This window comes from Vicingus serpentipes (assembly GCF_007993035.1).
In the GTDB taxonomy this organism is placed as follows: Bacteria; Bacteroidota; Bacteroidia; order Flavobacteriales_E; family Vicingaceae; genus Vicingus; species Vicingus serpentipes.
Genome location: NZ_VOOS01000001.1, coordinates 59,819 through 85,929, shown reverse-complemented (window position 1 = coordinate 85,929; position 26,111 = coordinate 59,819). Strand labels below are relative to the sequence as shown.

25 protein-coding genes are annotated in these 26,111 nt (G+C 32.5%); 8 read left to right on the top strand and 17 right to left on the bottom strand.

The annotated features are described in order from the left end of the window. Nucleotides 1-3: 3 nt before the first annotated feature. Genes FRY74_RS00355 through FRY74_RS00335 form a run of 5 tightly spaced genes read left to right on the top strand, consistent with a single transcriptional unit; the run spans nucleotide 4 to nucleotide 3,941 of the window. Nucleotides 4-921 (top strand): MlaD family protein, encoded by a 918-nt coding sequence (locus FRY74_RS00355; protein WP_147097516.1) that lies wholly within the window; start codon nucleotides 4-6, stop codon nucleotides 919-921. 12 nt (nucleotides 922-933) lie between these two features. Next, complete coding sequence (locus FRY74_RS00350; RefSeq protein WP_147097514.1) at nucleotides 934-2,250, top strand: (Fe-S)-binding protein; 1,317 nt, start codon at nucleotides 934-936, stop codon at nucleotides 2,248-2,250. Next, a complete protein-coding gene (locus FRY74_RS00345; RefSeq protein ID WP_147097512.1) occupies nucleotides 2,240-2,662 on the top strand; it encodes an LNS2 domain-containing protein in 423 nt (140 codons plus the stop codon). Before FRY74_RS00350 ends, FRY74_RS00345 begins: the two co-directional genes overlap by 11 nt. Nucleotides 2,663-2,665: 3 nt before the next feature. Beyond that, nucleotides 2,666-3,454 carry a (Fe-S)-binding protein gene (locus FRY74_RS00340; protein ID WP_147097510.1) on the top strand — a complete coding sequence of 263 codons (789 nt, stop codon included), beginning with the start codon at nucleotides 2,666-2,668 and terminating at the stop codon, nucleotides 3,452-3,454. A gap of 1 nt (nucleotide 3,455) precedes the next feature. Beyond that, a complete protein-coding gene (locus FRY74_RS00335) occupies nucleotides 3,456-3,941 on the top strand; it encodes an ABC transporter ATPase (protein WP_147097508.1) in 486 nt (161 codons plus the stop codon). 45 nt (nucleotides 3,942-3,986) lie between these two features. Here the strand turns inward: FRY74_RS00335 and FRY74_RS00330 are convergent, their stop codons facing one another. From FRY74_RS00330 to FRY74_RS00300, 7 genes are all read right to left on the bottom strand, one after another. Next, entirely contained in the window at nucleotides 3,987-5,423 is a 1,437-nt protein-coding gene (locus tag FRY74_RS00330; protein WP_147097506.1) for an FAD-dependent oxidoreductase, read from the bottom strand. A 33-nt stretch (nucleotides 5,424-5,456) separates the two neighbouring features. Beyond that, nucleotides 5,457-6,251: an alpha/beta hydrolase gene (locus tag FRY74_RS00325; protein WP_147097504.1), complete on the bottom strand. Its 795-nt coding sequence runs from the start codon at nucleotides 6,249-6,251 to the stop codon at nucleotides 5,457-5,459. Next, on the bottom strand, nucleotides 6,252-6,953 hold the full coding sequence (locus FRY74_RS00320; RefSeq protein WP_147097502.1) for an inorganic diphosphatase: 702 nt from the start codon (nucleotides 6,951-6,953) through the stop codon (nucleotides 6,252-6,254). Between the two features lies 1 nt (nucleotide 6,954). After that, nucleotides 6,955-9,093 carry a methylmalonyl-CoA mutase gene (scpA, locus tag FRY74_RS00315; RefSeq protein ID WP_147097499.1) on the bottom strand — a complete coding sequence of 713 codons (2,139 nt, stop codon included), beginning with the start codon at nucleotides 9,091-9,093 and terminating at the stop codon, nucleotides 6,955-6,957. A gap of 16 nt (nucleotides 9,094-9,109) precedes the next feature. Next, nucleotides 9,110-9,502: a DUF7793 family protein gene (locus FRY74_RS00310; RefSeq protein ID WP_147097498.1), complete on the bottom strand. Its 393-nt coding sequence runs from the start codon at nucleotides 9,500-9,502 to the stop codon at nucleotides 9,110-9,112. Then, nucleotides 9,495-10,886, bottom strand: a complete 1,392-nt coding sequence (locus tag FRY74_RS00305) for a methylmalonyl-CoA mutase family protein (protein ID WP_147097496.1) — start codon at nucleotides 10,884-10,886, stop codon at nucleotides 9,495-9,497. The genes FRY74_RS00310 and FRY74_RS00305 overlap by 8 nt, the downstream gene beginning before the upstream one ends. Nucleotides 10,887-10,955: 69 nt before the next feature. After that, complete coding sequence (locus tag FRY74_RS00300) at nucleotides 10,956-11,252, bottom strand: FtsB family cell division protein (protein WP_147097494.1); 297 nt, start codon at nucleotides 11,250-11,252, stop codon at nucleotides 10,956-10,958. Nucleotides 11,253-11,358: 106 nt separating this feature from the next. Between FRY74_RS00300 and FRY74_RS00295 the strand changes: the two genes are divergently transcribed. Beyond that, nucleotides 11,359-11,832, top strand: coding sequence for a DUF4293 family protein (locus FRY74_RS00295; RefSeq protein WP_147097492.1), 474 nt, complete (start codon nucleotides 11,359-11,361; stop codon nucleotides 11,830-11,832). Nucleotides 11,833-12,311: 479 nt separating this feature from the next. On the opposite strand, the gene FRY74_RS00290 is transcribed toward FRY74_RS00295, so the two are convergent. The 3 genes from FRY74_RS00290 to FRY74_RS00280 are packed head-to-tail and all read right to left on the bottom strand — an operon-like array spanning nucleotide 12,312 to nucleotide 15,489. Further along, on the bottom strand, nucleotides 12,312-13,262 hold the full coding sequence (locus tag FRY74_RS00290) for a transketolase family protein (RefSeq protein WP_147097490.1): 951 nt from the start codon (nucleotides 13,260-13,262) through the stop codon (nucleotides 12,312-12,314). Between the two features lies 1 nt (nucleotide 13,263). After that, nucleotides 13,264-14,643: a vWA domain-containing protein gene (locus FRY74_RS00285; RefSeq protein WP_147097489.1), complete on the bottom strand. Its 1,380-nt coding sequence runs from the start codon at nucleotides 14,641-14,643 to the stop codon at nucleotides 13,264-13,266. A 3-nt stretch (nucleotides 14,644-14,646) separates the two neighbouring features. Then, the gene (locus FRY74_RS00280) at nucleotides 14,647-15,489 is read right to left on the bottom strand and encodes a transketolase (RefSeq protein WP_147097487.1); all 843 of its coding nucleotides are present in this window, start codon (nucleotides 15,487-15,489) and stop codon (nucleotides 14,647-14,649) included. A 199-nt stretch (nucleotides 15,490-15,688) separates the two neighbouring features. Here FRY74_RS00280 and FRY74_RS00275 point away from each other — a divergent pair, with 199 nt between their 5' ends. Continuing rightward, nucleotides 15,689-18,664, top strand: a complete 2,976-nt coding sequence (locus FRY74_RS00275) for a glycoside hydrolase family 3 N-terminal domain-containing protein (protein WP_147097486.1) — start codon at nucleotides 15,689-15,691, stop codon at nucleotides 18,662-18,664. Here the strand turns inward: FRY74_RS00275 and FRY74_RS00270 are convergent. Then, a complete protein-coding gene (locus tag FRY74_RS00270; protein ID WP_147097484.1) occupies nucleotides 18,661-19,068 on the bottom strand; it encodes a hypothetical protein in 408 nt (135 codons plus the stop codon). The genes FRY74_RS00275 and FRY74_RS00270 overlap by 4 nt on opposite strands. A 113-nt stretch (nucleotides 19,069-19,181) precedes the next feature. On the opposite strand from FRY74_RS00270, the gene FRY74_RS00265 reads away from it, so the two are divergent. Further along, nucleotides 19,182-20,204 carry a DUF2235 domain-containing protein gene (locus FRY74_RS00265; RefSeq protein ID WP_147097482.1) on the top strand — a complete coding sequence of 341 codons (1,023 nt, stop codon included), beginning with the start codon at nucleotides 19,182-19,184 and terminating at the stop codon, nucleotides 20,202-20,204. Here FRY74_RS00265 and FRY74_RS00260 read toward each other — a convergent pair. The 6 genes from FRY74_RS00260 to FRY74_RS00235 all read right to left on the bottom strand — a co-directional run bounded on the left by FRY74_RS00260 (nucleotide 20,201) and on the right by FRY74_RS00235 (nucleotide 26,108). Next, nucleotides 20,201-21,559 carry a M20/M25/M40 family metallo-hydrolase gene (locus tag FRY74_RS00260; protein WP_223265791.1) on the bottom strand — a complete coding sequence of 453 codons (1,359 nt, stop codon included), beginning with the start codon at nucleotides 21,557-21,559 and terminating at the stop codon, nucleotides 20,201-20,203. The genes FRY74_RS00265 and FRY74_RS00260 overlap by 4 nt on opposite strands. 82 nt (nucleotides 21,560-21,641) lie before the next feature. Then, nucleotides 21,642-22,250, bottom strand: a complete 609-nt coding sequence (locus FRY74_RS00255) for a trimeric intracellular cation channel family protein (protein WP_147097477.1) — start codon at nucleotides 22,248-22,250, stop codon at nucleotides 21,642-21,644. Then, nucleotides 22,251-23,333, bottom strand: coding sequence for an alkene reductase (locus FRY74_RS00250; RefSeq protein ID WP_147097475.1), 1,083 nt, complete (start codon nucleotides 23,331-23,333; stop codon nucleotides 22,251-22,253). A 15-nt stretch (nucleotides 23,334-23,348) separates the two neighbouring features. Next, complete coding sequence (locus tag FRY74_RS00245) at nucleotides 23,349-25,169, bottom strand: DUF885 domain-containing protein (protein ID WP_223265790.1); 1,821 nt, start codon at nucleotides 25,167-25,169, stop codon at nucleotides 23,349-23,351. Between the two features lie 10 nt (nucleotides 25,170-25,179). After that, nucleotides 25,180-25,635, bottom strand: coding sequence for a hypothetical protein (locus FRY74_RS00240; protein WP_147097473.1), 456 nt, complete (start codon nucleotides 25,633-25,635; stop codon nucleotides 25,180-25,182). 8 nt (nucleotides 25,636-25,643) lie between these two features. Further along, nucleotides 25,644-26,108, bottom strand: a complete 465-nt coding sequence (locus tag FRY74_RS00235; RefSeq protein ID WP_147097471.1) for a hypothetical protein — start codon at nucleotides 26,106-26,108, stop codon at nucleotides 25,644-25,646. Nucleotides 26,109-26,111 lie beyond the last annotated feature (3 nt).

The following is a 26,111-nucleotide window of genomic DNA, read 5'->3' as shown; positions in this document are numbered from 1 at the left end:
TAAATGAAAATTTCTAAAGAAGTAAAAGTTGGGTTTGTAGCTATGTTATCTATAGCTCTACTTGTGTGGGGTTATAATTATTTAAAAGGAACGAATTTACTATTCAAAACTAAAACTGTATATACAGTTTATCCTTCTGTTGCAGGTTTAGCAAAATCATCACCAATACTTATAAATGGATTTCAAATAGGAGTAGTTGAATCTATTTATTTTCACCCAAATCAATCAGGCAGTGTTGTGGTAGAACTTTTAATCACAGAAAATGATTATATAATTCCAAATAATTCTTTTGCAAGTCTTATTAGTATGGATTTTCTAGGTTCTAAGGCAATTGCATTAAAAGTAGGCAACAGTAAGACAGAATTGTTAGATGGAGATACTTTACAAGCGGATATTGAAATGTCGATGTTAGATGATGTAAGTGAGCAAATTTTACCAATAAAACAAAAGGCTGAAAATTTAATGGACTCTCTTAATATAGCTGTTTCTGGTTTGTCTAAAACATTAAATAATCTAAATGAAGTTTTAAATGTTAAAAACAAAAGAAACTTAGAATTAGCTTTAGTGAAATTAAATACAACTGTAGAGAGTTACAATGTGCTAGCTTTAGAGTTAAACAACACTATTAAAACTGTTGTAAAACCGACCTTAAAAACTTATAAAAACTTAGGAGATTCTCTAGCATCTCTTGACTTAAAATCTACTATGGAATCAGCTCAAAAAACCTTTGAGAACATGACCGATATAATGACTAAAATTAATAATGGAGAAGGGACAATGGGACAGTTGATGAATAATGATAGTTTATACAATCATTTAGATTCTGTTTCTGTAAATCTAGATAGACTTTTAATTGATTTTAAAGAACATCCAAAAAGGTATGTTCATTTCTCTGTTTTTGGAAGAAAGGATAAAGACTAATAATTTAATTTTATGATATCATCAATTGTTTTTGTTGTTTTACTATTAGGAGCATCATTCTTGTTTGCTAAAAATGTTAAAACGATAATAAGAAACATTAAACTAGGAAAAGACCTAGATAGATCGGATAAAAAAAGCGAACGTTTTTCTTTAATGGCAAGAGTGGCACTTGGTCAATCTAAAATGGTTGTTCGTCCAGTTTCAGGTTTACTTCATATAGTGGTTTATGCTGGATTTTTAATAATCAATATTGAGGTTTTAGAAATTGTATTGGATGGTATTACTGGTAACCATAGGTTGTTTGCACCACTAGGTTCTCTTTATACTGGATTGATTTCAATATTTGAATTTTTAGCTTTAGCTGTTTTACTTGCGTGTGTTGTTTTCTTAATTAGAAGAAACGTGCTAAGAATTAAACGTTTTCACCTAAAAGAAATGACGTCATGGCCTAAGTCAGATGCGAACTTAATTTTGATTACTGAAATTTTATTGATGGGTGCATTTTTGTTGATGAATGCAGCAGATACTCAATTGCAAAATTTAGATGCTGATCATTATACACAGGTTGGAACTTTTCCAGTAAGTGGAGTATTTGTTAAAATGTTTAGTGCTGCATCTATAGAAAGTCTAGTGATGATAGAAAGAGGTTTATGGTGGTTTCACATCATTGGTATTTTTGCATTCTTAAACTATTTACCTTATTCTAAACATTTCCATATTTTATTAGCATTTCCAAATGTGTTTTATTCTAAACTAACACCTAAAGGTGAATTAGATAATATGGCAGCAGTAAAAAAAGAAGTAGAGTTAATGTTTGACCCAAATGCTGATCCATACGCTGCACCTGCTGAGCCTGTTGGAGAACCACAAAGATTTGGAGCAAAAGATGTTAAAGATTTAACTTGGAAGCAGCTAATGGATAGCTACACATGTACTGAGTGTGGTAGATGTAGTGATGTATGTCCAGCAAATACTACTGGTAAAGCATTGTCTCCTCGTAAAATAATGATGGATACAAGAGATCGTTTAACAGAGGTAGGAAAAGGTATTGATAAAAATGGAGCTGATTATGATGATGGAAAATCATTATTGAGAGATTACATTACAGAAGAAGAATTATTGGCTTGTACAAGTTGTAATGCTTGTACAGAAGCTTGTCCGGTAAACAACGACCCGCTTTCTGTTATCGTTGATTTACGTAGATATTTAATCATGGAAGAATCAAAAGCTCCAAGCGAATGGACTGGAGTATTTACAAATATTGAAAATAATGGTGCTCCTTGGCAATTTGCTCAAGCAGACCGATTGAATTGGAAAAATGAAGAATAAAAGTTTAGAAGACAAAATTGTTGATGGACAAAAGATTAGTCCTGTTTTACCAGAAGATGTAAAAAACTATTTAATTGATATAGATGGAACTATTTGTGATGATATTCCAAATGAAGAACCAGAGCGAATGGCAACTGCTAAAATTTACGAAGGTGCTTTAGAAACAATTAATAAATGGTATGAAGAAGGTCATATCATCACTTTTTTCACTTCTAGATTAGAAGATCATAGACAAGTAACAACAGAATGGTTGGATAGACATGGATTTAAATATCATGGAATGATGATGGGTAAACCTAGAGGAGGTAACTACCATTGGATAGATAATCATATTGTTAGAGCAACACGATACGAAGGTAAGTTTACAGATTTAGAGGTGAGAGATGCCAAAGTAGAAGTTTTTAAAAAATAAATTATGAGTGAATTAAAAGTGCCAACAATGGCAGAGTTGATGGCTTCTGGTCAGCAACCAGATGTTTTGTTTTGGGTAGGGTGTGCTGGAAGTTTTGATGATAGAGCAAAGAAAATTACTCGAGCATTTGTTAAAATTTTAAATCATGTAGGTGTTAATTTTGCGGTACTTGGTACTGAAGAAAGTTGTACAGGTGACCCTGCTAAACGTGCCGGAAATGAGTTTTTGTTTCAGATGCAAGCCATGGGGAATATTCAGGTGTTAAATGCTTATGAAATAAAAAAGATAGTTACCACTTGTCCGCATTGTTTTAATACACTTAAAAATGAATATCCTGAGTTAGGAGGAAACTATGAAGTTTTACACCACTCTGAATTTATTCAACAATTAATAAATGATGGAAAGCTTACCATTGAAGGAGGTTCGTTTAAAGGTAAAAAAATCACCTTTCATGACCCATGTTATTTAGGTAGAGCCAATGATGTGTATGAAGCACCAAGACAGTTGATTGAAAAATTAGATGCTGAATTGGTTGAAATGAAAAGATGCAAATCGAAAGGCTTTTGTTGCGGAGCTGGAGGAGCACAAATGTTTAAAGAAGCAGAGAAGGGAGATAAGGAAGTAAACATTGAGCGTACAGAAGAAGCATTAGGTATTAAGCCAGATATTATTGCGACGGGTTGTCCATTTTGTATGACAATGATGACTGATGGGGTGAAGTTAAAAGAAAAAGAACACGAAGTAAAAGTGTTTGATTTAGCTGAATTAATTGCAAAAGCAAACGATTTATAGAATGAACGAAGAATATAAAACATATCCTGATAATGCGAAAGTTTGGATTTACCAAGCAGCAACACATTTAGATAATGATGATATCGCATTTTTAAAAGTTGAGATTGATGACTTTATTAATTCTTGGGAGTCTCATGGAAGTATGTTGAAAGCTGATTTCGATATTTTGTACAATTTGTTTGTAGTGTTCTTTGTTGATGAAGAAGGAGCAACCATGTGTGGTAGAGCTCAAGATGCTTCTGTTAATTTAATGAAGAAGATGGAAGAGCAGTTAGAAACTGAATTCTTAAATCGTATGAATTTAGCTTACTTAAATAACGATAAAGCTATTCCAGTTAAAATGGAAGACTTTGGTAAGCTAATTGAAGAAGGGACAATTGCTGATAATACCTTAGTGTTTAATAATACCATTACCACAAAAAGAGAATTTGATACAATTTTTAAAGCTCCACTAAAAGATAGTTGGCAAGCTCGGTTGAAAGTTTAGACTTCAGGAAAAATTATAGTTAAACTAACGACTAAAAAGCTTAATTTATTTTAATGCTCGACCTTTTGGTCCATCGCCTTCTCGAAGTACTCTTTTAGAGTGTAAGAGTTTTACTGCTTCAGCTGAAGCTTTTACCTTTGAAGCACTACGAGATAACATCTCTGATTCGAATTCTGTTAATATACTTTTTCTTATTCCAGATTCTCTCCATTGAGATGAATGACTACATTTATTTGTGATTTCTCTTGCTAATGAAAGTGCATCTAGAAGAGCTTGATTTGCTCCCTGCCCTTTAAATGGACTCATAGGGTGAGCTGCATCGCCAATCAAGGTTATTGGACCTGCATTCTCTAATAATGATTTATCGAGTAATTCCCTGTCATATGCTGGATATCCAGTGATTTCAGTTGCCGGGCTCTTTTCTATAATTTGAGGAATAGGACTATGCCATTGCATCATTCTACTATAGGCTTCATTTTTAAGAGCTTTAGCTCCTTGCTCACTTAATGTCTTAGCTTTTTGTTCTGATATTGGAAAACTAAATTGCCACATAATCGAGTCAGAAGAAAAAGGCATTATATAAATTCGATCTGAACCATTAACTGTTTGAAATACAGTAGCAGAATCTAGCAAAGGGCTATTAAGATCTTTGAGATTATTTAAAGGGCAAATGCCTAAAATTACCATACAGCCTAAATAACGTAAGGGAGTGTTTTCTTCATCAATCAGTAACTTACGAACAGAACTACGAATACCATCGGCACCAACTACTAGGTCTGCTTTGGTTTTTTTTGTCTTTCCGTTTACTTGGAAAGTTAGTTCAACACTTTTATCTTCACATTCTTTAAAGTCTATTAACTGATGCCCCCAATGAACAGTATCTTGTACTACTAGTTGTTCGAGTAAAGCTAATCGTAATGACTGACGGGGAATATGAATATTTACTCGCTTCTGGGATGTTATTTTACCATTAGGGTTACTTATTCTTTTTCCCCACTCAACAAGTTCTTTTCCTTCGGTATTATGAACTACATGTCGTGTAGAAATAAGGCCTCCTTTTAACGAGAAAAGACCAAATCCTTTAATTGCTTTACTAGCTTGTTGTAAAGTAAGACCATAACCTTGAGATCGAGCATCGAAGCTATTATCACGCTCAAAAATTGTAAAAGGAATTTTGCGATGTAAGCAAGCCACAGCTAAAGCTACACCGCCAATTCCACCACCAATTATAGCAACTTGTGGATATGTTTCTTTATCAGCAATCGGGAAGCTATCAGAAGGATTTAATCCAGAGCCTGAACAGGTTGAACATGTAATTAGATGTTTATTAAGAGGGGGGCGGGTGTTTTTATTGTTATTTGTTTCTAATTCATTTGAAATGTTTTGTTTGTGAAGTTTCGAATTCTTTCGAAATCTTCTTGTTTTTGTCCCGTGTCCTTTACACTCTTCACATTCAGTCCAACTAACCTCTTTATTTTTCATTTCTTTTTTATGTTAAAAGAATAAATGGAGTTTTTATTTTAAAATATTAGTTAATTCACTTTTATATTCATTCCAATTCCCAACACCGTGGTGAGTTTTACCTTCAACTATAATTAAGGTGTCGTTAGCTGGTTTTAAAATGGCTTGTAATTTATAAGCATTTTCAACGGGGATAATCTTATCATCAGTACCATGGAAAATAGTAATAGGTGCTTTTACTTCTTTTACATATTCGTTAGTTCTTAATTTGTATTTCACCATAAAACCGGGAACAAAAGAGTAGTAGTGATGAACTAAATCTAGCATACTGTAATATGGTGCTTTTAAAACTAAATGTTTTGGGTTGTTTTTTGCCGCAACATAAGCTGCAGGGCATGTGCCAATAGAATAACCAATTACAATAATATTTTCTTCAAGATAATCAGTTTTTAAGCTGTCGTAAACTAATTGTACATCATTTAAAAATTGGCCTTCGTTTTCAATTCTTCCTTCACTTTTACCAAATCCACGATAATCTAAAATAAAAACATCATAATTATTTTGGGTGTAGAAGTCAGCAATTTCGCCCCAAGTATCAAGTGCCCCAGCATTGCCGTGTAAGTAAAAAACCAATCCTTTAGGCTGTTCAGCTTTAAATAACAATCCGTTTAAAGTTATTTTGTCTTCTACCGGTATTTTATACTCAATAAAGTTATTGCTAAATTTAAACTCGTAATCAGCAGTCAGTGAAGTAGGGTGGAAAAACATTTTTTCTTGGCGGCAATTAGCTAAGCCTATTGCGATAAACAACAAAATAATACCTGCTATTTTTGTTTTTAGGTTTTTCATTTAATGAGTTTCATTCGCATTTTTATAAGCTTTTATTGAAGCTTCTAAAATCTCATCAGCTCTTTCTTTTTCTGCAACTGTTTGAATTTCCATTTTGCCTGGGCCTTTGTAATTTGAAAACCAAGTAGTAACTATATCTAAAGCACCATTAAAACTTTGCTTCAACTCATCTATAGAGTTAACCAAATAGAAAGGGGTATCTTTCATAACGGCAATTAACTTGTCGTCTTGTTCGCCTCTATCTAATAATTCTATAACACCAATAATTTTACATTCTATAATACTTCCTCTTTTTACGGCAGGACCTAAAACAATTACATCTAAAGGGTCGCCATCTCCACCTAAATCTTTAGGTAAATAAGTTTTGGGTATCATTCCATAATTACCAGGGTAACCCAAGTAGTTAACTTTACGGGGACCATCTTCTAGTATTTGCCATTTCAAACTACCATCAGTTTTGTCCACTTCCCATTTGTCCACACTGCCGGTAGGTATTTCTACAACAACATTTATATTGCCTTCTGCTGTTTTTGCTTCATAACCATTTAGGAAATGGTGTTCGCCAATAATGGTGTATGGATCTATTATAATTTCTTTAATAGAATCGGGTTGATTTGATGTAATTAATTCCTTTTGTTCATTTTTACAGCTGAACAAAGATATTAATAGGATGAGTGGAAAGCTTAGATTTAATGTATTCATTCTATTCAGAATAACTCTCTATCAATATTTCTACAATTTCTATCGCTGCTTTACTTATTTTAGTTCCAGGTCCAAAAACACCAACCGCACCAGCATTAAAAAGGTATTCATAATCTTGTTGAGGAATAACTCCACCAACAATAACCATAATATCTTCTCTATCTAATTTTTTTAATTCTTCAATAACTTGAGGAACTAATGTTTTGTGCCCAGCAGCTAAAGATGATACACCTAATATGTGAACATCATTTTCTACTGCTTGTTTTGCTGCTTCTTCTGGAGTTTGGAATAAAGGGCCTATATCAACATCAAAACCGATGTCAGCAAAAGAAGTAGAAATTACTTTTGCGCCTCTATCATGACCATCTTGTCCCATTTTAGCAACCATAATTCTAGGTCTTCTACCTTCTAATTCAGCAAACTTATTGGTTAATTCACGTGCTTTAATAAAATCTTTATCCTCCATAGCTTCTGAACTATAAACACCACTAACCGAACGAATTTGAGCTTGGTATCTCCCGTAAACTTCTTCCAAAGCGTCAGAAATTTCACCAAGCGTAGCTCTTTCTTTAGCTGCTTCAACAGCAGCTTCTAGTAAGTTGCCATTTTTTGTTTTTGCAACTTCGGTTAAATGTTGTAGTGTCTGTTTAACTTTTTCGTTATTTCTAGTGGCTTTAATTTTTTCTAATCTTTCAATTTGTCCTTTTCTTACTAAGTTGTTATCAACATCTAAAATTTCTAATTCTTCTTCTTTCTCAATTTTATATTCATTGACGCCAACAATAATTTCTTTTCCAGAATCAATTTTAGCTTGCTTTCGAGCAGCTGCTTCTTCAATTCTTAGTTTGGGTACACCTTTTTCAATTGCCTTAGCCATACCACCTAATTCTTCTACTTCTTCAATTAGTTTCCATGCTTTTTCAGCAATTTCGTTGGTCAGCCATTCTACATAATAAGAACCTCCCCAAGGGTCAACTGTTCTACAAATTTCAGTTTCTTTTTGAATGTATATTTGAGTGTTTCTTGCAATTCTTGCAGAGAAATCAGTAGGCAAAGCAATTGCTTCATCTAGTGCATTTGTGTGTAATGATTGTGTGCCTCCTAAAGCTGCCGCCATAGCTTCTATGCATGTTCGAGCTACATTATTAAAAGGATCTTGTTCAGTTAAACTCCAACCACTAGTTTGACAATGCGTTCTTAGTGCTAATGATTTATCATTTTTAGGATTAAACTGTTTTACAATTTTTGCCCATAACATACGAGCAGCTCGCATTTTAGCAATTTCCATAAAATGATTCATGCCAATTGCCCAAAAGAAAGAAAGACGAGGAGCAAAAGTATCGATGTCCATTCCTGAGTTTACTCCAGTTCTTAAATACTCTAAACCATCGGCTAAAGTATATGCTAACTCAATATCAGCAGTAGCACCAGCTTCTTGCATATGGTACCCCGATATGCTTATTGAGTTAAATTTTGGCATATTTTGAGAAGTGTATTTAAAAATATCAGCAATAATTTGCATTGATGGAAGAGGTGGGTAGATGTATGTATTTCTAACCATAAACTCTTTTAAAATGTCGTTTTGAATTGTACCTGCTAATAGTTTTTTGTCTACACCTTGCTCTTGAGCTGCAACAATGTAGAATGCTAATATCGGTAATACAGCACCATTCATGGTCATAGATACAGACATTTCATCCAATGGAATCTGATCAAACAACACTTTCATGTCTTCAACCGAATCAATTGCAACACCAGCTTTTCCTACATCTCCAACAACTCGGGGATGATCTGAATCATAACCTCGATGTGTAGCTAAATCGAAAGCAACAGAAAGTCCTTTTTGACCAGCAGCTAGGTTTCTGCGGTAAAATGCATTTGATTCTTCTGCAGTACTAAAACCAGCATATTGGCGAATAGTCCAAGGCCGCATTACATACATTGTAGAGTATGGGCCTCTTAAATTTGGAGCAATACCTGCAGCATAATTTAAATGTGTTAAATTCTTAATGTCTTCTTTAGTGAAGCTTTGTTTTATGTCGATTTGCTCTGATGTTAACCAAGATTCTCCATTTAATTGAGTTGGTTTTGAATCAATTTTTGGAGCTGTATAAGTTAATTTTGAAAAATCAGGTTTCATATTTTTAGTGTTTATTCTATGATTTTAGCCAATTAATAGCTTCTTGCTTTGTTTTAAACATTTTTACCGGAATAGATGGCCTAGATAATTGCATGAAAGTATGCGTTATAAACCTTGTTATTGCAGAATTCTCTGTCATAGCAAATTTGCTAGCAAACCGGTGAATATGTTTTGTGATATACAATCTTTCTTCTGTATCTATGCTTTTTAAATTTGTATTGTTTGAAAAGTATGGTTTTGGAGTACCGTTAGATAAATCAAGTAAAATATCGAGCATTAACTCTAATTGAGGCATTGTAAATGAGGTAACTCCTTCTTTTGGTTCGTAAGTTATTACTTCATCACTTCTTAACTCAATGGTGCCGTATTCAAAAGGAACTGATTTTATAATTTTTATTTCGTTAGGCATGAGAAGTTCCTTGTTGAGCAATTAGTTGTGGAATATTTATTTGTTTAAGGTGTTTAATGCTACCGTTACTATTATGATCTTGATTTATAATAGCTTTAGGTGAGTTTTCCATATTATTTATATGAATATTAACGCCAAGTAAAGATTGAGTTCCATCTTTATATTCAGTTTCCTTTTTTAAGTTAACTTCCTCAATACTATTTTGAATTGTATCGTTTTTTATATTAGCTAAAAAGCCACCATTATTTTCAACTTCTTTAAATAAGTCTAATGATTTAGTAACTAATTCATCAGTTAAATTTTCAATGTAATAAGCTCCTTTAGAAGCATCTTTTACTTTGTTTAAATAAGCTTCTTCTTTTAATATAATTTGAATATTACGAGCAACTCTTAAAGTAAAATCACTTGGCGCTTCATAAGAAGAGTTGAATGGAGTAATACTTAAGCTATTACATCCACCTAAAACGGCTGACATACCCTCTGTGGTCGTTCGTAAAATATTTGTTTGAGCATCTTGAGCTGCTATGTTGTAATTTGATGTCTGAGCGTGAATATTTGCTTCAACACCTTCAATACCATAAGTTTTGGTAATTAATTGCCACAAAATTTTAAAAGCTCTAATTTTTGCAATTTCAAAAAAATAATTTGAATTGATTCCAAGGTTGAAAGAGATATTATTAATAGCTCTTTCGGCAGATATTCCTCTTTCTGTTAATTGGTCAATGTATTCAATAGTTTGATTTAATGTGTATGCTATTTCTTGAGTAATTGTAGCTCCTGCATTAGCATAATAATCTCCTCGAATAGTTATTGTTTTTAATGAGGTTTTGTTTTGAATATTAAACAAGTCGTTGAAATCCGTTTTTTCATCTTTGCTCCAATTTCCTGAAATTAACAATTCTCCTAAATAATCATAAGTGATAGAGCCTTTTAAAAGCGCTTTATCAATATTATTATTTTCAATAAAAGTATTAAAGAAGTTAAGGGTTTGGTCAGGGGTTGAAGTGTAAAAGTGAATATGAATGATATCAAGCATTATATCTGCTAATAATTCATTCATTTCATTCTGATTTTCAATATTGCCATTAAATTGAATGCTGTTGGCACCACCTTTTAATGCATTTAAAGCAAGTTGGTTCGCTTCTTTAATTGTTTTAATTTCAACTTGTTCCCTTATTTCCCAATCATTATTGCAATTGGTTAAATCGAAATTTTGAGAAACATTGTCATTTAATGTTTCAGCATCGTAAAAGGGTTGAACATTAATTCCTTCATCTGTTTTCCAGATTAAAGTTTCTGAAAAATCTTTTCCTTTTAAGTCTTGCGTTATTTTCTCTAACCAATCTTGGTGAGATATTGATTTGAAATCGTTAAATAAGCTCATGTAAAATACTTTGTAAACACAACAAAGATAGTTAAAACAATGAAACTGATAGAACTGAAAAGTAAGGCTTTATTCTTTTTCAAGCTCAAAGACAAAAATCTCTTCATTGTCTTTTTTCATCAGGTATTTTTCGCGAGCAAATTTCTCGAGAGTAACAGGATTGGTGGTTAATTCTTCGAGTTCAATTTTTGTTTTTTTTATTTCTTCTAAATAAAATCTTTTATCCTGATTAAGGCTTCTCAGTTCTTTTTTAAAATCGTACTGAACAAGAAAATTATTTTGATCAAAAAAAGATAACCAAACAATGAATATTACTATTGTAATAGCATATTTGTTTTTTAACCAATTTGGAATTTTTGACCACATAAAGCAAAATTAAAGAACAAACGTAGAATTGATGTGTGTTAGATTTTATTTAATAAACAATTAATTGTTTAAATAGCATCACTATCTTTACAAAAAAAAATATATTATGATACAGAGAATTCAATCATTGTTGTTAGTTATTGTTGTTTTATTGAGTATAGTGTTTTCTTATATACCGCTATTTGAGTTTACAGGAGGAGATGCTACTTATCTTATGAGTGCATATAAAACTTTTTTAAGTGAAAACGCAGATGAAGTAATTGCTAAAAATATGGGAGTGGGTGTTTTACAAGGTTTAATAATGTTAGTTTCTATTATTGTTATATTTCTTTATAAGAAACGTCAGCTACAGATTAAGTTATTAAAGCTAAATATTTTATTAATTACATTACAAGTTGTAGCTATTGTTATGTATTCGGATGTTGCTAAATCAATCATAAGTTTAAACCCTAGTGATGTAATGGTTGGATTGAAGTTTGGAGCCGCTATACCAGTTTTATGTTTAATACTTGTGTATGTTTCTCTTAGATTTATTAAAAAAGATGATGAATTGGTTAGGGCAGCAGATAGATTAAGATAGTTTGTGTTTAAAATATAAAAGAAAAGCTTAGCAATTGCGAGGCTTTTTTTTGTGATTTAGTTTTTAAAAGTTGGAGTAGGGAGGATGTTTTTTTTATTAAAATTCTTTTACTTTAATCAATTTCAAATAATTCTTTTTAGTAACTAACATACTTAATATTTGGTGTAATTATCTAAAAAATAAAGATGATTAGTTTTAGTCTTTAGGTGATGTTTTGTGTATTAAAATAGTCTAAAATACCACGGAGTTAAGCATGACAATCTGTCAAATTCAAATTTTAAATATTTGTTTTCCAGATTATTGAGATGTTTTACTTTAAGTTTTACTTTTTTCATTTTTTAAAAAGGTAAAATCTAATTTATTTTTGGAATTCCTTTGCGTGTAAATAAGAATTTAAGGCGTTTTATGCTGGTGTTTTCTTGTAAATAAAAAAGCCACTAATAATTATTAGTGGCTCTATATTATACTTTTTTAAATTATTAAGCTTTACGGGCAATAGCTCTTTCGGCAGCTTTTATAATGCTCTCAGCATTTAATCCATATTTTTCCATTAATTCACTTGGAGTACCACTTTCTCCAAAGCTATCATCTACAGCAACATATTCAATTGGCATTGGATTATTTCTAGAAATTAATTGAGCAATACTATCGCCTAAACCTCCATTCATCATGTGCTCTTCAGCGGTAACAATACATTTAGTTTTATTTGCTGATTCTAAAATTGCTTTTTCGTCTAAAGGTTTAATTGTGTGAATATTTATTATTTCGGCACTAATTCCTTTAGCTTCCAGTTCTTCACATGCTAATATTGCTTCCCATACTAAATGGCCAGTAGCAAAAATACTTACATCAGTACCTTCATTTAGAGTTATTGCTTTACCAATAATAAATGGTTCGTTCATAAAAACAGGGACAGATGGACGACCAAATCTTAAGTAAACTGGTCCATCAAGGTCTGCTATAGCTTTGGTAGCAGCTTTTGTTTGATTGTAATCACAAGGGTTAATTACAGTCATTCCTGGTAGCATTTTCATCAATCCTATATCTTCTAATATTTGATGTGTTGCTCCATCTTCACCTAAAGTAAGCCCAGCGTGTGAAGCACATATTTTTACATTTTTACCAGAGTAAGCAACAGCTTGACGAATTTGATCATAAACTCTACCAGTTGAGAAGTTTGCAAACGTCCCTGTGAAAGGAATTTTACCGCCAATAGTCATCCCTGCTGCAATACCAATCATGTTTGCTTCTGCAATACCAATTTGAAAAAATCGGTCAGGATTTTCTTTTTCAAATTGGTTCATTTTTAACGAGCCAGTTAAATCGGCACAAAGAGCAACTACATTAGGGTTTTCTCTTCCTAATTCAGTTAGTCCGTCTCCAAATCCTGAACGTGTATCTTTTTTTTCGGTGTAGGTGTACTTTTTCATTTTAAAATTTAATTTGAACTGATGTTCCTGATGATATAGTAAATGATTTTTCTTGTGTGTAAATTACTTTGTTACTGTTTAAGCCTCTATTAACAACCCTGTATTTTCCTGGTTGTAATACAATGGTTTCTCTAGTTGTGTTTTGATCAATATTGTATATCCATTTTAATTGGTTGTTTTCTTCTGTGAAAATTGAGGTGATACCTCTCGCTGGTAAAAATATGGTGGCTATACCTGGATCTGGAATAAAAACTTTTGTAGTGTGGCTTTGAGCTATATTTACATTTTTGATGATAGTGCGGGGAAGGGTTAGTATTTCTAAGTCATAATTACCAACGATGTATTTTGTTGTTTCGTCAAAGTTCTGAACATGAAATACGTTTAAATCGCCCTGTTTTTTTACTAAACACTTTAAATCATCATATTCGTTTAACCCGCTCATCTCAAGTTTTAACATTCCTTGAGGAGCATCTAATGCTATGATATTGTGTTTTCCTGCAATAATTTTAATATTTTCTTTTTTTACCTCTGGTAAGGTGTGAACGGTTAAGTCATAATTTAAAGCAGGATTAATAGGAACAGTGTCAGGAACTCCGTAGCTATTAAAAGTATGAATAAAGTTATATTCAATAGACTTGGAGTGATTATCATAAAAAGTCATGTTTACATTAGTTTCTGTTGGTTCACCGTTAGTATCAATTAAATTTACTTGAACAGTTGTGTTGTTCATTACTTGTGAAATAACAATTTGTAATACATTTTTAAAAGATTCTTGGTCTTTTGCTTCGAAAAAGCTACCAACACATCTAAATGCTTCAATTGTTTCTAGGTCTAATCCCATTCCAATTACAAATGGTTTTAAGGTAACTCCATTTTTTTGGAGAGCTAAAGCAACTGCGCAAGGATCTCCATCACATTCTTCAATTCCGTCAGTAATTAAAATGATGATGTTTTTACAGTTATTACATGATGGGAAGTCATCCTTTGTTTGCTCTAGTGAATAAGCAATAGGAGTGGTTCCTTGAGGGCGAATATCTAATAGTTTACTTTTTATTTTACCAAAGCTATTACTAGAGAATGGTACTTCTAGTTTTGTGTCTTCGCAACTTCTATTTCCTGCAGCTACAGAGTATTGGTGGCCATAAACTCTTAAAGCCACTTCTACATTTCCCATAGATTGCATACTGTCCATCAGGTTGCTTAACAAACGAGTAGCTACTTTCATCTTTTGCTCGTCTCCCCATCTTCCAAGCATACTTTGAGATCCATCTAATACAAAAAGTATTCTTGTTTTTTGCTTAGTTTGGGCAAAAGAATGAAAGGCAATTAGCAGGCTAAGAGCAAGTAAGGTGTGCTTTATATGTTTTTTTATTTCTTTCAAATTTTAGTAGTCGCCTAAAGTTTCTTCTAATTGTGCTAATGCTAAAGCTAATTGTTCGTCGTTAGGAGCAGAGCCATGCCATTTGTGTGTATGCATCATATAGTCAACTCCTTGTCCCATTTCAGTTTTCATTATTATCATAACGGGTTTTCCTTTGCCTAAGTGTGTTTTAGCTTCGTTTAATGTATCTAACAGGTTTTGCATGTTGTTTCCATCCATTTCCATAACATCCCATCCAAAAGCTTGCCATTTTGCTTTTATATCTCCTAACCCTAGAACTTCATCAAGACTTCCGTCAATTTGTTTTTGGTTATAATCTATTGTTGCAATGTAATTATCAACCTTATTGTGTGCGGCATACATTGCAGCTTCCCATATTTGTCCTTCTTGAATTTCGCCATCACCATGAAGTGAGTAAACAATTCCTTTGTCATTATTTAGCTTTTTTGTTAAAGCAGCTCCAATTGCGTTAGACATACCTTGACCTAAAGAGCCACTAGCAATTCTAATTCCAGGCAATCCTTCGTGAGTTGTTGGGTGTCCTTGTAAGCGAGAGTTTAATTTTCTAAATGTTTTTAATTCTTCTACTGGGAAATAACCAGAGCGAGCTAAAACGCTATAAAAAACAGGTGAAATATGACCATTTGATAAGAAGAAGATATCCTCGTTAGTCCCATCCATATTAAACTTCGCATTATGATTCATAATATCAAAATATAAAGCAACTAAATAGTCGGTACAACCTAAAGAGCCACCAGGGTGACCTGAGCTTACGGCGTGAACCATTCTTACAATATCTCTACGTACTTGAGAAGCAATTTTTTCTAATTCAATAATAGATGGCATTTTATTTGCGTTTTTATGTTAAAAAATTTGATGTCAAAAGTAGTTCAATTTGCGTTCAAACCAAGGGGCTTGTTGAAAACTTTAATAACTAATTTTTAACTATACAGATATAAATAATTGGTTGTTGATAATCCCTTTTGAACACTTATAAATAGCTCTCTTTTAAAGTTAATTTTAGAGCATTATTAAAATTTTAAGAATGAATAAAATAGGTGGAATTGTATTGCTTTTTGTGTTTTTTATTTCTAGTGCTTTTATCTCTCCATTATTGGATAAGGGTTTAGGGAAAAAAGAAAATGATCCACCATTTTTTAAAACTCCATCAAATTGGGCTGATTCTGTTTTACAAACAATGACAATTGATGAAAAAATTGCACAAATGTTAATGGTTGCAGCTTATTCAAACAAAGATGAGAAGCACGAGTTGGCCATAGAGAAATTAATTACTGAAAACAAAATTGGTGGTTTGATTTTTATGCAAGGAGGTCCAGAGCGACAAGCACGTTTATATAACCGTTACCAAAAAATATCAAAGATTCCTTTAATGATTTCTATTGATGGCGAATGGGGATTAGCTATGCGTTTGGATAGTACGGTTAAGTATCCATATCAAATGACTTTAGGAGCGATTCAAGATGAAAAATTGATTTATGAAATGGGGGTTGATATTGGAGAACAGTGTCAACGATTAGGGATTCAAGTTAATTTTGCCCCTGTTGTAGATGTGAATGTAAATCCGAAGAACCCTATTATTAATGCGCGTTCTTTTGGAGAAAATAAATACAATGTAGCTCAAAAGGGAGTTGCGTATATGAAAGGTATGCAATCAGTAAATGTGTTGGCAAATGCCAAACATTTCCCTGGTCATGGTGATACAGATATGGATTCTCATAAATCTTTGCCAATTATAAATCATGATGTGAATAGAATGGATTCTGTAGAGCTTTATCCATTTAAACAATTGATTGAAAATGAGTTGGCGAGTATGATGGTTGCTCATTTGTATATTCCAGCTTATGAGAATACACCCAATACAGCAACTACATTGTCTAAAAACGTAGTAACAAACTTGTTACAAGATAGTCTTGGTTTTAAAGGCTTGATTTTTACAGATGCTTTAAATATGAAAGGAGTAAGTTCTTTTTATAAACCAGGAATAGTTGATGTAAAAGCATTATTAGCAGGAAATGATGTGTTATTGTTTTCTGAAGATGTACCTACAGCAATTACTGAAATTAAAAATGCGATAGCTAATGCAGATATTTCCGTTGAGGAGATTGATAGAAGATGTTTGAAAATATTAGTAGCTAAAGAATGGGCTGGTTTAAATACTAATAATCAAGTTAAGCTAAAAAACTTAACTGCAGATTTAAATAAAAAGGAATATGAATTGTTGAACAAGAAGTTGTTTCAGAAAGCATTGACTGTGTTGAAAAATGAAAATGATTTAATTCCTTTTAAGCGATTAGACACATTGAATATTGCTTCTATAGCAATAGGTGATGGTGAATTTGAAGATTTTCAAAGTTCTTTAGGGTTGTATAGTAGTGTTGCCAATTTTAATGCTCAAGATATTACAGATGATAATTTGATTAGTTGGATAGAGGATTTAAAGAAGTTTAATACTGTTATTGTTTCGTTTCATAATTCAGATAAAAATCCTTGGAAAAAGTATAAAATATCGACAAATGCAAAAAGGTTAGTTGAAAAATTAAATGTAACCGATTGTAATGTTGTTTTGGTGGATTTTATGAACCCATATAGTTTGATAGGTTTTGACGCTTTAGAAGATGTCTCTTCGTTGATCTCTGCTTATCAAAACAATAAATATACAAACCATGCTGTTGCTGAATTGTTGTTTGGTGCTATAGGAGCAACTGGTAAATTGCCTGTAAGCGTATCTGAAAAGTATAAAGTAGGTGCTGGAATTGATATTGAACCTTTAGGTCGTTTTAGTTATGTTGTTTCGGAAGAGATTGGTATTCCTGAAAATGATTTATACAAAATTGATAGTATAGCGCTCAGTGGAGTTATGGAGGGAGCTTACCCTGGTTGTCAAGTTTTTGTTGCAAAAGATGGAAATGTAATCTATAATAAATCATTTGGCTACCATACTTATGATAGTTTAATTCAGGTTAAGAATTCAGATATTTATGATTTAGCATCGATAACTAAAGTGGCCTCGACATTACTTACAGTGATGCAGTTGCAAGACCAAGAAAAGTTTAGCTTAGATTTGAATTTATGTGATTATTTGAGTGATTTAATTCCGGATACTTCTGATTATGGCAACTTAAATTTAAGAGAAATATTAGCTCATCAATCAGGATTGCAAGCATGGGTTCCTTTTTATTTAAAAACTATAAGGAATAAAGAGTTAGACCCTGTTATTTATAGTAGTGATTCATCTAATTTTTATCCTTACAGAGTTGCAAAAAATATTTATATCAATCAACATTATCCTGATATTATTTATCAACGCATATTAAAAGGTCCTTTAAAAGAAAAGGAATATAAGTACAGTGATTTAGGGTATTACTTTTTATTAAAAATAGCGGAGAAGCAAACTGGAGAAAAACTCAATGATTATGTTGGTAACATCTATAGCCAAATGGGGATGTCAACATCTGGTTATTTACCAAGAAATCGATTTTCTTTAGATAGAATTCCTCCAACAGAGGATGATAAAATATTTAGAAAACAAATTATACATGGAGATGTTCATGATCCAGGAGCAGCAATGTTAGGTGGTGTTGGTGGGCATGCTGGTCTTTTTTCAAATGCAAATGATTTAGGTAAACTTATGCAGATGTACGTAAATAAAGGTGAGTATGGGGGAGAGCGATATATCAAGGACACTACACTAAATGAGTTTATTAAATGCCAGTTTTGTGTAGATGGAAATAGAAGAGGAGCAGGATTTGATAAACCAGTAACAGATGGTGAAGGTGGGCCAACATGCAGTTGTGTTTCCTATTTGAGTTTTGGTCACTCTGGTTTTACAGGAACAATTGCTTGGGCTGACCCAGTAGAAAATATTGTTTACGTGTTTTTATCGAATAGAACGTTTCCGGATGCTGAAAATAAAAAGCTATTGAGAATGAATATTAGAACAGATATTCAACAAGTTATTTACGATGCTGTAAATAAAAACAAAGCAATCAGTTCAAACTAGCCGACATCAGATAAGTCGTTATTATTTTCTATGCCTTCAATTAGATTATTGATGTGTTTAATTATATCTAAGCTAAAACTAGAAAAATAATGGTTTGCTTGTTTATCTTTTAGAAAGTGTAAGTTATGTTCAGAAAACTCGGGTGACAAGAAATAGATTTGCTCATCTTTAAAGTTTGTTATTAAACTTTCTATAAGTTCTTTCCATGAACTTTCTGTAAAATACAAATCCACTACAATAGCTGCTGGCTTTTTAACGCTCAATTTTTTTATATCAAAGTTTGCAAAGCTAATGTCGTAGCTTTCGTAGTAAATATCAGTATCAATATATTCTGAAAGATAACTGTTGCCGGAATTACTTATGAAGTAAATTGTGAAAGGAGTTTTTTTGCTGTTGTTTATCATGGCCGTCAGTTTAAGGGGTTTCTGTATATATAAACGATTAAACTTGCAGTTTGGATGTTTTGAAATGAGTTTTTTTTTATGCAATTTTATTAACGGTATAAAAACATGTAAAAATGAAACGTATTGTGATTTGTTCGGATGGAACTTGGAATAAGCCAGAAGAAAACTTAAATGAAGATTTTCCAACTAATGTTTTAAAGTTCTCAAGAGCAGTAAAACCAGTTGATGATAAAGGTGTTGCACAAATTGTCTTTTATGATTGGGGAATAGGTTCATACCACAACAGTTTAAAAGGTGGTGCTTTTGGTGCTGGTTTAGATAAGAATATTATGGACGCATATCGTTTTATAGTGCATAATTATGATGAAGGGGATGAAATCTTTTTATTTGGATTTAGTAGGGGTGCATATACCGTTAGAAGTTTGGCTGGCTTAATGAATAACTGTAGTATATTAAAAAAAGAAAATGCCAATAGAATTAATGAAGCTTACGAATTGTATAAAAATCCTAATGAAAAGCCTAGTGGTGAGTTCTCTGTAAATTATAGAAAGCTTTTTTCAGTTGCAGATAAAGTGCCAATTCATTTTGTTGGTGTTTGGGATACAGTAGGTTCTATGGGGTTGCCAACTAGTATTTTTGGATTTATTAAAGAGAAACATTTATTTTATGATCAAAAAATAGGTTCAATAATTAAAACAGCTAGACATGCATTATCTATTGATGAACTAAGAAAAGATTTTGCACCGACTATGTGGGAACAAGATTTTGAAAAGAAGGTAGACTTAAAGCAAGTATGGTTTTCTGGTGTTCATTCAGATGTTGGAGGTAGTTATGCTCCTGATAAAAACGGATTTACCTTAAGTGATATTCCAATGATTTGGATGAAAGAACAAGCTGAAAAGCAAAAGTTGCAATTTCAGCCTCATATAGACACTGTAGCATTAAATCCTTTAGCAGAGCAAAATAATGAGTTTAAAAAGCATTACAAGTGGCTTGGAAGACATTCCAGAAAGATATTACCAGATACACCATTGCACGTAAGTGTAATGCATCGCTATAAAGACAATCCCAAAGGCATGCCAAGTAATTTAGCTAAATATGTAGAAGAGTATGGTTGGAATGTTTATAAAGACTAATCTAGGGTTATATCCATTAAGTAAACCATTGTTGACATAGCAGCAGCACCCAATTCTAATTCACGTTTATTAACAACCTCAAAAACATCAGCTTCAGAATGGTGATAATTGAAATATTCTTGTGAATTTATAGCCATACCTAATTGCATCATTTCTGGATAATATTCCTTTAAAGGTCCGATATCAACACCACCATGCCCATTTTTAAACTTTAATAAGTCGTAATCGAAGAGCAAGTTTTCATATTGCTTAACTAATTCTAGATGATTCGTATTTTCAACAACATCAAAACCAATAGGTAAAAAGCCACCTCTATCGCTTTCAATAGCACAAATATGTTCTTCATTTGCTTCTTTAGCTAGTTTCGCATAAGATTTACCTCCAAAATTTCCGTTTTCCTCATTCATAAATAAAACACAACGAATAGTATGGTTAGGTTTGTAGTTTAATGTTTTAAGAATTCTTAAAGCCTCAATGCTGTGAACAATTCCGGCTCCATCGTCATGAGCACCTTCACCAACATCCCAAGAGTCAAGGTGTCCACCAAGTGTAATAATTTTTTTGTCCTTACCCGTAATTTCTGCAATTACATTATATGAGGTGACATCAGGAAAAACTTTACAATCCATTTCCATTTTTAAAGTGACTTTACCTTGTTTTATCCATTTGCTAACCATGTCTGCATTTTGAGTGCTCATTGCTGCTGCAGGTATTTTATTTACATCTTTATCAAAATGAGTTACTCCTGTGTGAGGATGGTTATCGGTAGGAGTAGCTAACGAACGAATAACTACAGCTTTAGCACCTAGTTTTGATGCTTCGTTAGCACCATCTCCACGTAAAGGGTAACAATAGCCATAAGCAGAAAATGTATTGATGTGCTTTTGATTAAAAGCTTCGCTTAAAAACACAATTTTATCTTTTATTTCGTTTGGATTTAAGAGTTTTAGAGCATCTACATTTTTAACTTCTATTACTTCACCACTAATTAATCCATTTGTGCCAATAGAGCCTCCTAAAGCTAATATGTTTAGTTTTAAAATATCTCCTTTTTCATTTTCTATCCATGCAGCTTCAGTTGTTCCTCTTTCCCAATGAGGAACTTGTATTTCTTGTAAATAAACTTTGTCGAAATTATAAGACTTTAATAGTTTTTCACCCCATTTTACCGCCATTTCTGCTTCAGCAGAACCAGTAACTCTTGCTCCAATATCTTTACAAAGTGAACGAAGGTTTTCATAAGCTTCGCCATTTTCTAGTGCAAGGTCGTAGATATATCGAATAAAAGTTGAATCTGCTTGTGCCTTTATGTTTGAGAAACTCAAAAGGAGAAATATTGGTAGTAAAAATTTCATAAATCTATATTTTGTGTAAATGTACATACATCTATTATATTTGAAAAAAGAATAAGTATTGAAAATTGGGAAGCTGAAAAACTTAATATTTTTCGTTAATCAGGGGTAAACTCAATTTTTTTATAACAGCAACAGTTCTAATACTAATAATAATAGCTCCAGATATAATTGTATTTATTATATCATTCACTCCAAAGTAGTTTAGAGATACGTAGGTAATTGCACCAACAAAACAGGCTGTAGCATAAATTTCTTTTCTGAATATTAAAGGAATTTCAGTACATAAAATATCTCTAATTACACCGCCAAAAGTAGCCGTCATAACTCCAAACATTACAGCTACTTCTACCGGAGCGTTGAGTAATAATGCCTTTTGAACACCTAAAATGGTAAATAAACCAATTCCTATGGTATCGAATAGGAAAATGGTTTTACTCATTTTTTGTGTTACTTTTTTGAATAGCAAAGCAAAGAAAGCTCCAGCCAAGACAATATAGATGTATTTTGTTTCTATTATCCAGCCAATTTCTACGTTTAACAGCAGGTCTCTTAATGTTCCTCCACCAAGAGCTGTAACAAAAGCAATAATAAAACCGCCAAATAAATCTAACTTTTTGTTTGAGGCTGTAAGTATTCCACTCATAGCAAAAACAAAAACACCAATGTAATCGAGAATAGAAAGTATATTCATTTACTTTTCATTATAAAAAGGGTAATCTGTATAGCCTTCTGATGTATTTCCATACCATTTTTCGTTGTCTCTTTCCGCCAAAGGGTAGTTGTGTTTTAGTCGCTCCACAAAATCAGGATTAGCAATAAAGTCTCTACCAAAAGCAATAAGATCAGCTTCATTATTATCTAATGCTTGCTGTGCAGTTTCTTTGGTAAAATCACCACAAAGAATAAGTGTTCCCGAATAAAGTTTTCTTATTTCTTTCCAAAGATTAAACTTTAAAGGATTTCTTTCTCCCATATGGCTGAGGTGAACATAAGCGATATTTAACTTATCCAATTCACTTGCTAAATATTTATAAGTTGCTATTACTGTTTCTGGGTTTTCGTTTTCATCTGCATAACTAAAAGGGGAAAGACGTATTCCTACTTTTTCTTTTCCGATGTGTTTTATTGTTTGTTTAACAATGTCTAAAGTAAATCTACATCGGTTTTCAATACTTCCTCCATATTCATCAGTTCGAGAATTACTTGCTTCGTTAATAAACTGATTAGGTAAATAACCATGTGAAGCATGAACTTCAATGCCATCGAACCCAGCCTGTACTGCTAGCGATGAAGAATTAATAAATTCCTTAATGCAATGTTGGATATCTTCAATTGTCATTTCTTTTGGAAGCGTATAGGGTAGATGTCCGTTGAGGTAAGTTTTTACTGTGCCGGGTTGAGCAATAGCTGAGGCACTAACAACTTCTGCTCCCTTAGGTAAGTTCTCGATGTGACTAACTCTACCTGTATGCATTAATTGAATAAAAATTTTACCACCTTTATCATGAACAGCTTGAGTTGATTTTTTCCATTCATTGGCTTGTTTTTCATTAAATAAGCCAGGGATATTGGTGTAGCCTAATCCGTTAGGAGAAGGAGCAGTTCCTTCGGCAATAATTAACCCTGCACCAGCTCTTTGTCCATAATATTCCGCCATTAAAGCGTTTGGTGTGTTTCCATCAATTGCTCGGCAACGGGTTAGTGGTGCCATTACAATTCGTGATGATAAGTTTATACCTGCTAAATTATAATTGTCAAATAAGCTTTTATTCATGTTTGTTTTCGTCTTTTAGTGAGCTTCTTTTGCAATCCACTCATCAATTTGTTCTTCAAAAATTTCTAATGGAACTCCGCCAGAACGTAAAAAGATATCGTGAAACTGACGGATATCGAATTTATCTCCTAAAGCGGTTTTTGCTTTTTCTCTCATTTTTAAAATGTGTAACATTCCTACTTTATATGCAGTTGCTTGTCCAGGCATTACAATGTAACGCTCAATAGCTTTTGTACAAGAGTTTTCAGAGTTTGGCGTGTTTTCCATTAAAAAGGCAATAGCTTCTTCTCTTGTCCAACGTTTTTGATGGATACCAGCATCTACAACTAAACGGCAAGCTCTCCATAATTCCATTGCTAATCTTCCAAAATCAGAATAAGGATCTTGGTAAAAGCCCATTTCTTTTGGTAATAATTCACAATATAAGCCCCAACCTTCACTATAAGAAGTGTAGCCACTGTATTTTCTAAACTCTGGTAAGTCTGTTAATTCTTGAGCAATACTTCCTTGCATGTGATGTCCAGGAATACCTTCATGGTAAGCCAACGCTTCCATTTCGTAAGTAGGCATGTCAGCCATTTTGTATAGGTTGGCATAAAATGTTCCTTTACGAGTTCCGTCAGGTGTTCCTCTTTGGTAAAATGCTTTTCCAGCCGATTTTTCTCTCCATTCTTCAACAGCTTTTACTTCCATGCGTGCTTTAGGTTTAGTGTAAAACACTTCATCTAAATGCGCTTCCATACTATCTACAATGTCTTGATAGCCTGCTAACATTTTTGCTTTACCTTCAGCTCCATCTGCATAGTAAAATTGTTGATCTTCTTTCATAAATTTAAAAAAGTCTTGTAATGAGCCTTCAAAATTAACTTGCTTCATAATGGCTTTCATTTCATTATGAATACGTTCTACTTCAGCTTTTCCAGTATTAAAAATTTCATCACTAGTTAGGTTGGTAGTTGTAATTTCTTCTAAACGGTAGTTGTAAAAGTTTTCGCCATCTTCAAATTTCCATACGCCATCATCCGTTGTTGCTAGTTGTTCTAAGTCTTTTAGATAAGCCACTAAGTTTTGGTAAGCTATAAATACCGATTCTGTTACCGCTTTTTCTGCTGAAGTAATAATTTCTTTTTTGTCTTCCTCAGTCAATTCGGTTTTAGCAAGTTTATCAGTAAGGTCAACAATGAAAAGATTCTCGTTTACTTTTTTAGTATCTCCAATAATATTATTGCAATCGTTGTATAGGTGGCCAAATACAAATTTTGGAACGATAATACCTTTGTCAGCTCTAATTTTTAAGTTTTCGATTAATTGGTCGAATAAAGGTTTGATTGCATTTAAACGACTTACATAAGCCAATGCATCCTCTTTATTTTCGATTTGATGCATGTTTAACATAAATGAAGGCAATTCTGATTGAATTCCGTGCATTTGGTTTACTGGGTAAGAGTAGTGGTCGTATTTAGCATACTTAATTTCACGCTCTAATCTTCGTTTATATAAACGGAACGATAATTTAGTTTGCTCATCAAGTTTGTTGGGATCGAATTTTAAAAGTTCGGCTAAATCACTTTTAGCTTCCTCTATGTCTTTTAATCTTCGTGCTTCCGAAATATCGTTTAATTCGCCTTGTCTGTCTTTTCTGCCTAAACGCGTTAAAAACTGAGGGTAATCCATTAAGTTACGTTCAAAAACATCCGCAAACCATTGGTTTAAACGAGCAACTTCTGTGCTGTCAACTTGAGTAGTTGTTTCTGCTGTTTTTGTTGAGGTGTTACTGTCGCAACTGTAAAATAGAGGGATTGTGATTAATGTTAATGCTAGGCTTTTAATATTCATAGTTGAGGTATTAAACTTTTAAAATATCGTTTATTATGTTAATGTGATGTTGTGTGTGCATTCCAATAAAAGTGATGCTTTTGTCTCGTTTCAGCATTCCAAAAATTGGATGCTCGAAATTACTTTTTTTAGGTAAGTTTTTGAGGTTGATAACCAATTCTTTTGCTTCAGCTAATTGCTCTTGAATTTCTGTTGTGGTAATTATTTCTTTTGGTGTTACTCTTTTTGGGGCTTTAGCTTTGCCACGTGGAAACGAACCTTTAATAAATATAATAAATCGCCATTTATTAAATTTCCATTTATAATCTTCGGGGTTAGATGCAATTAATGCTTTACTAGTATAGATAATTACTTTTAAACTATGGTCGATGTGCCAATCTACCCTTTTGTCTGAAACACTTAGATTTATTTTGTTTGCACTTGGAATTACTTTTTCTAAAAATTCTATTTGTTGGAGTAATGGCATATTTTTTATTATTGATCGAAGTCAAAAGAGTGACTATAATTCTTAATTATAACATTCTTGTTTGCTTTTTTTACTTCTTCTCTAAAAGAGAAAAAGTTTTGATACCATATTCTAGGAAGAATTCTTATGTTTTTAGTTGTATTTGATTCATTTAGGTATGTTATTTTCCAAAAAATAGAATGATTTAAAGTTGTCATAGTCATTTTAATTTTGAGTATGTTTTTTAGAGGAATTACTTCAGTCTTATCCTCCTTAAGAATATACATGTTGTTATTATCATATTCGACTACTTTATTAATACTAAAAAAAAGAAAGAAAACGATAAAAAACAATAAAACAATAGCGGTTCCAGTTATTAAATTATAAGCGCCAAGTAAGTAAAAAGCAAGAAGAGTCATTAGTGTTGAAATAATGCAAAACAATATAGTGTACTTATGAAAACTTAAATCACGTGAAATTCTCTTTCTTTTCATCTA